The sequence below is a fragment of the Pseudoalteromonas sp. S8-8 genome (genome assembly GCF_000497875.1).
GTDB classification, from domain to species: domain Bacteria; phylum Pseudomonadota; class Gammaproteobacteria; order Enterobacterales; family Alteromonadaceae; genus Pseudoalteromonas; species Pseudoalteromonas arctica.
This window is the reverse complement of sequence record NZ_AUTR01000047.1, coordinates 83,075-89,195: the sequence shown is the minus strand read 5'-3', so window position 1 is coordinate 89,195 and position 6,121 is coordinate 83,075. Positions and strand designations below refer to the sequence as shown.

Sequence of the window (6,121 nt, the reverse complement as noted above, 5' to 3'; positions counted from 1 at the left end):
TAACGTCTTAGTATTTATACGTTACGTTGTTTGTATCGTATAAATACCTTGTTGAACGAAGCATGCTCCTCACTCAACGTTTTTATTGGTATGTTTAATGCTATAGGAATTCTCTTTTTTAGGGAAGTTGTCGATTGCAGTTTTATTGGACACCCTTTTACTACTAAACGGGTTAATTACTGTTTATTAATTACATTTCTACGTTCTTTTATATCGTTTCTGCCTGCTTATTGTCTTCTGTCATCCTTTTTATTTATTTTAGGCAACACCGCATTTAAGCTGATCTTCTGTCACACCAACTTATTTAACGAATTGTTTTTAAGTGTTCGACTTACTACTCAACCACTATTCATTATTATGCCTCCCGTCGCTAGGCCGTCTATTTTTGCATCCTTTATACAGAGGCTTTTCATTATCAACTGCCCTTGCTTACATGATGGGCACGGCCAATTAACTCTCATCGCACCTGTTGTATCTGACTTTCCCTTATTTTTAGTCTCATGCTTGTCTGTTTGTGCGCTGATAATACCCCGTTTCTTTGCTCTACACGCACTGGCTAAAAACCCGTAGTGCCGTATTCGCATAAACCCACTTGGGAGCACATGCAGTAAATAGCGCCTAATAAATTCTATGCCTGTTAATGTCATTCGCTTTATTTTGCTGTCTCGGTAGTCTTTATAACTAAACGTGACATCATCTTTTGTTACTTGCTTAAGCCGTCCTTCATGCAACATGCCTTTACGTGTGTAGCGTCCAAGGTATTTCAACACCGTTTTCGCTTCGGTCAAATTCACTTTGCTGTGTACACACCATGATTTTGTCATTAACAATTCGTTTTGAGGTATCGTTAGTTTATGCGCCCTAATGGCTGCTAGCATTTTTGCTCTAAACACGGTTGCTAAGGCTTTTACTGCAAATAAATACGGCTTTTTAACACCCCGCCACTCACCTGACGATGTTAATACGCCACCTGGAATTAAACAGTGCAAATGAATATGTTGAGCAAGGCTTTGCCCCCATGTATGTAAGACCGCAGTCATTCCTAACGTGCCTTGTAGCTGTTTTTTACGCTGCGCAAACTGACTAAGGGTTTGCCATACAGCATGAAATAAACAGCTGTAAATCTCACGCGGATATTGCCTTGCTAATCCATTTAGTTCATGAGGGAGTGTAAATACCAGATGAAAATAAGGCGCATTGATGACATCCTTACTTTGTTGTTCACTCCATTGATCGCTAACATGCCCTTGGCACTGCGGACAGTGTCTATCTCTGCATGCGCAGTACACCGTTTTATTATGATCGCAGCGATCACACTGCCATTGCTGAGCGCCTAACTTTACGGTTCGACAGTCCTGTATATGCTGACACACTCGCTGTTGTTGATAGGTTAATGCATGGACTTTTTTATAGTGACTGAGGTGTTGCGCTAAGACATCCGCGACATGATGCATTGTTGCCATCTTAATCCTCCTCCCACGCAGCCATTAAATCATGGCTACTATGTGCCATCTCTGGCAACCAATGCAAATAACGCTCTGTCGTACGAATACTCGTATGTCCGAGCTGTTTTTGTAACTGATGAAGCGGCATACCAGCTTCAATTTGATGTGTAGCATAAGCATGGCGCAAGCTATGCGCGGATACATTTTTTGTAATTTCAGCACGCGTTACCGCACGTTTTAATCCACGACTAAACGTTTTTGCATCAATCGCTTTTTCTTTATCCCAGTTGGTACAAAACAGTATACTGCCAAGGGAAAAGCCTGCTATGTAAGCGTTTAACCGCCTTGCTGCACTTTTAGGTAATATGACACGACGGTCTTTATTGCCTTTTCCTGCTCTAACCCATAGGCAGTCTTGGCTAAATTCAATATCAACAACCCGTAAATTCAGTAATTCACTTATTCTGAGCCCACACCCATAGCAAATACAAAGCATGACTTTTTGCTGTGCAGATGCCATATTTAAGAACAGACGATGAACCTCATCTCGTGTTAATAATATCGGTATTGTGTGTGCCTTTTTAGGCAATACGATATCAATGCTGAATGAGCGCTGTAGTACATATTTATATAAAAAATTAACGGCATTGAGTTTTACTGCAATCGTTGCACGCGACAAGTGCTGTGTTAGATTTACATACCTAAAATACGCCTCAAGCTCTTCCTTATTAATTAAGTCAGGCGATTTATCGTAGTAATTAGCTAACTGAGCAAGTGCATTTATATAAGATTCTTCGGTACGTGGTGAGTAGCCTCTTAAACGGATCTCGTCTATGACGCGTTGTCTTAATGGGGTCATTGGTTTTCTCCGGTGAATAGGGGGAAGTCCCAATGACAAGTGTGGCAATTATGCTGGAGGTTGCTAGCTCCGCGTAGCGGCTTTGTTCAACAGCCTATTGAACACCTTTTTGGTGTTTATAACACACAAAAACGGCGGTTAATAATGTTATCGGACAAAATTAGGATCCAATTCATCAAAACAGGAGTAAATTTAACTTTTACAATGTCCGGTTATCGCTCTTAGCCGAAGTTGGGCTCAGTGCCATGAGCGGACAGTGATAACGCCGCAAGGAACTGCAGCGTACTTGCGCTGTTTTTTAGCAAATAAGGCAACAGTGTTAGTCGTCCGATTGACTTGCTAGTTGCTAATTTGGTGATGTATTCACCTGCAGACTTATAACTAATTCCAGTTGTATTATATAAACCATATACTGCACCATACCCACTAAAGAATTCACCAATATCAGATAAGGGTCCACCTTTATAACCATGTATTTTTAAATAGTCTGTACACGCATCTGACCACCTTTCAATCCATGTAGATGGAAAACCATAACCATCTTCATCCGATACAATTCCGAATTCATTTAAGTGATCAACTACTTTCTTAACCAACTCAATGTCCCAATTAGTTAAATGATCTAAAGTACTCATAATATTCCTTGTAAGCTAACAGCTTATAAAACAACAAAACGGCGTATATTACATACCATGATAATTTCACCAATAATTACCTTTGTAAACAAGTAATTAAAACAGCTAGAAATTAAGCATGTTATTTTGCCCCAAAACGGCGTTTAATAATGTTATTGGACAAAATTAGATTTCTACTCAAAACACAGGAATAAATTTAACTTTTTCAGTGTCAGGTTATCGCTCATATCTGTCAGATGAATCTAAACCTATTAGTCAAAACTGTAAGATCTGATATGAGCTACTTCACCCAAACTCACCTTTTTTAACAGGTTTAATGGTTCTTCATTGAATTGACAATAAAAAAGCCGGCAACAGGGGCCAGCTTTATCTATTTCAAACATAATCATGTATCTATCACCGTTGTACTTCATTAGGATTTAAAAGTTGACTCTAACGCTGTCGTAACGAGCATTATTTAAGTGCCTGTGCTTTCAGAGTCTTTTAGCAATATAGCCTCTGCCATCTCAACAATTTCTGCTCGTGAATGTAAACTTGGTTTTATTCCTGCATTTTGAAGCACTTGTTTTTCATCGCTCAGTTCTTTCGTTCGTAACGTTTGCCCTAGAGCTTGCAATATTTCACCATCTGCCACGGTTAAGCCTCCAAAGCGCAAATCTTCATCTACAATTAAATTCCCTAAGCTATGGACTAACTCACCAACAGCACATGATAGTTTTTGCTCATCTGTAAACATTTAAAATTCCTTCTAAGCTCAATTTTTAACAGGTATTTATGCTGCGCTTTTTTTTGCCGGCTGCTTGCTAAGCAATAACCCCCAGTCTGACGATATTAATTCTTTAATATGTGGGTTTAAACTTTCATCATACTTAGTAAACGCAAGCGTTCTCTCCTCTTCTTCTACAACTTTTTCAACATACTTTCTGCGCTTAATTCTAATTGATGCTGTACATAGGTTACTTGCAAACTCCTTATTGTATCGTCTCGTTAACTCATCGGCAGTGCAATTTGTATTGCCCAGAAAAAAGGTTTTAAGGGTATCTTCACTTATCCCCGCTGGCTTCGGACGTTTTATATTGTTGCGAAATAGCGTGTTCTTTATAGCTAAATCTGATTTGTAAGTTTTAAATGTTGAATTGAAAAGCTTAGTAAGCTCTGCCAAAGAATATTTATTCACATTCAAACTTAAAAACTCGACCTGATCATCTGAATATTTAGAATTTGTAGGTTTTTTCACAATAATTACCTTTTAGGAAACAACAGAGCACTAATTTATACTAAATGTATATTCAGGCTACTAAGCTGGGGTGGTAAAAATAAGGCGCGGCCTTATGCTTCGCCTTATTTCTTTTATAAACATTTAATGCTTTGATGTAGTGTCCATATCTTTTGTGCATACAAGCTCTTTAATCATTTTCCGAGCACTCTGCAAATCAGTCATGTAAGAGTGTATTGCACCAAGCAAATGCTCTGTAGTGACACCTTCTAAAATCAAAGGGAAACAAAAGCAAAGCTGATTTTCATTGTTAATGAATACTTTTAGAAGTTTGAAACGTAGGTTGAATTCAGAAAGTAGCTGATAATCAAAGAATGAAAAATTCTTTACTCTGCTTTCAAAATAAAGGCTGCTAACGGTTTCTTCGCCTCTCCAACTGGAGACAGACTCAAGGGGTCTAACGATTAAATCGAAATAGTCTAATTTATACAAAATTCTATTTTTTTCATAAATAGCATCCTCAAGAACAACCTCTTCGATTAATTGAGTAACATCAAACATTGTAACGTTCTCAATTATTTCGCCGGGCTGGTAGTGCCCAGAAGACATTATTTGGCACAGGTCTTCATTAAGATCTGTACCGAATGGATTATTATTTTTTTCAAAAGATTTTTTATTCATAAAAACACCCATAGAAAACATGCAACTAAGAAAACAGTGACTAATATTGGCTCACCAATAGTGTTAGTTTTAGTTACTAATAAAAATTTAAAACGCTTTTTCGTTATCGGATAACAGAGAGGTATCCCGCTGTCAGTAAGGTAATCACCGACCAAATGCATTGCATAGCCGAAGCAAAGCCATAGCAGCCAGTACGGAGCAGATTGCCCATATACAAACAGAATAACGGCCAAGGGGATTATGCTATGTGTTAGTCCTCGATGGCCGAAAACAAAACTTATTGGCTTAGATATAAATCTAAAACGCTGACCGATGAACGAACCTGGATGATCTAGATCTGGCAGCGAAGCGCCGATTAAGGTTAATGCACCACCCAGTATTAATTGTGAGTTAATTTGTTCAAATTTATCACTTAAAAAGTCTAAAGCTACGAGATAGCCACCAGCTGCTATTGCAAGGTGGCTTTTAAACATCATTGTCTTTACCCCTTGTTAGAGTTGTTTTTAGTGTCAGTGCTTGGATTTAACGCTTTGGTTCGAGCTTCAATTAATTCTAATTCACGGTTGTGCTCTGCTTGAGTGGCCTTTTCCTTCTCAGCACGACGTTTACCTAAGCGTCTTTCCAAATCATCAAATTGCTTTTGAACAGCGTTATTATTAGTCTTCGCTTTCAATTGCTGTAATGCTTTATTAAATTCTTCATATGGCAACTTCAGCAAAGTATACGCGTGGAATTGGCCGTTAATAGTCGAGAGCTTTTGATCGACTATTTGGTAACCCACTACCGGAATTGAATCAACTATTTGGTCAATCAAAAATGTAGTTTGCGTATTAACATCACCGCTTGCACCACCTTGCTCAAACGAACGTTCTGAGCCAGACAGCTCTTGTCCAGTTTGTTTAGCTAATTCAAACTCAGCCTGTAATCGTGCGGCACGACGAGAGTGATTTAGCTGTTTTGATTGTGCAATACCAACACCATAAAATCCGGTTGAATCTGACGCTGGTGGTGCTAGTACCCACTCAGGTGAAGCTTCAATTTCTTTTTCTTGCTGTAGTGTTGATTTTTCTAGTTGCGCAGCTTCGTTTGCAGCACGTTGATTTTCTAGCGCTTCAAGCCTATCTGCCATATCATCATTTGATGAACAACCAGATAAGATAGCTAGACCCATCGCTAGCGAAGTTATTTTCAATTTCATGGATGTATACCTTGTTTTAAAGTTAAATATTAACATTGAGCTGCTGCAAGTTATAAAATTACAGCTACCCAAAAAGTACATTGTAAA

Annotated in this window: 8 protein-coding genes; all 8 read right to left on the bottom strand. The window is 38.5% G+C overall.

Features of this window, described 5'->3' with window-relative positions; translation table 11 throughout:
* Positions 1–338: 338 nt before the first annotated feature.
* Positions 339–1,463, bottom strand: coding sequence for an IS91 family transposase (locus tag L659_RS0116470; RefSeq protein ID WP_024590281.1), 1,125 nt, complete (start codon positions 1,461–1,463; stop codon positions 339–341).
* A gap of 1 nt (position 1,464) precedes the next feature.
* The gene (locus tag L659_RS0116465) at positions 1,465–2,304 is read right to left on the bottom strand and encodes a tyrosine-type recombinase/integrase (RefSeq protein WP_010552625.1); all 840 of its coding nucleotides are present in this window, start codon (positions 2,302–2,304) and stop codon (positions 1,465–1,467) included.
* Between the two features lie 221 nt (positions 2,305–2,525).
* Entirely contained in the window at positions 2,526–2,939 is a 414-nt protein-coding gene (locus L659_RS0116460) for a hypothetical protein (RefSeq protein ID WP_024591271.1), read from the bottom strand.
* Positions 2,940–3,396: 457 nt separating this feature from the next.
* Entirely contained in the window at positions 3,397–3,675 is a 279-nt protein-coding gene (locus tag L659_RS0116455) for a hypothetical protein (RefSeq protein ID WP_024591270.1), read from the bottom strand.
* A gap of 36 nt (positions 3,676–3,711) precedes the next feature.
* Positions 3,712–4,176, bottom strand: coding sequence for a hypothetical protein (locus L659_RS0116450; protein WP_024591269.1), 465 nt, complete (start codon positions 4,174–4,176; stop codon positions 3,712–3,714).
* Between the two features lie 123 nt (positions 4,177–4,299).
* A complete protein-coding gene (locus tag L659_RS0116445) occupies positions 4,300–4,836 on the bottom strand; it encodes a hypothetical protein (RefSeq protein ID WP_024591268.1) in 537 nt (178 codons plus the stop codon).
* Positions 4,833–5,312, bottom strand: coding sequence for a metal-dependent hydrolase (locus tag L659_RS0116440; protein ID WP_024591267.1), 480 nt, complete (start codon positions 5,310–5,312; stop codon positions 4,833–4,835). The genes L659_RS0116445 and L659_RS0116440 overlap by 4 nt, the downstream gene beginning before the upstream one ends.
* A 5-nt stretch (positions 5,313–5,317) precedes the next feature.
* Complete coding sequence (locus L659_RS0116435; protein ID WP_024591266.1) at positions 5,318–6,034, bottom strand: LPP20 family lipoprotein; 717 nt, start codon at positions 6,032–6,034, stop codon at positions 5,318–5,320.
* Positions 6,035–6,121: the final 87 nt, after the last annotated feature.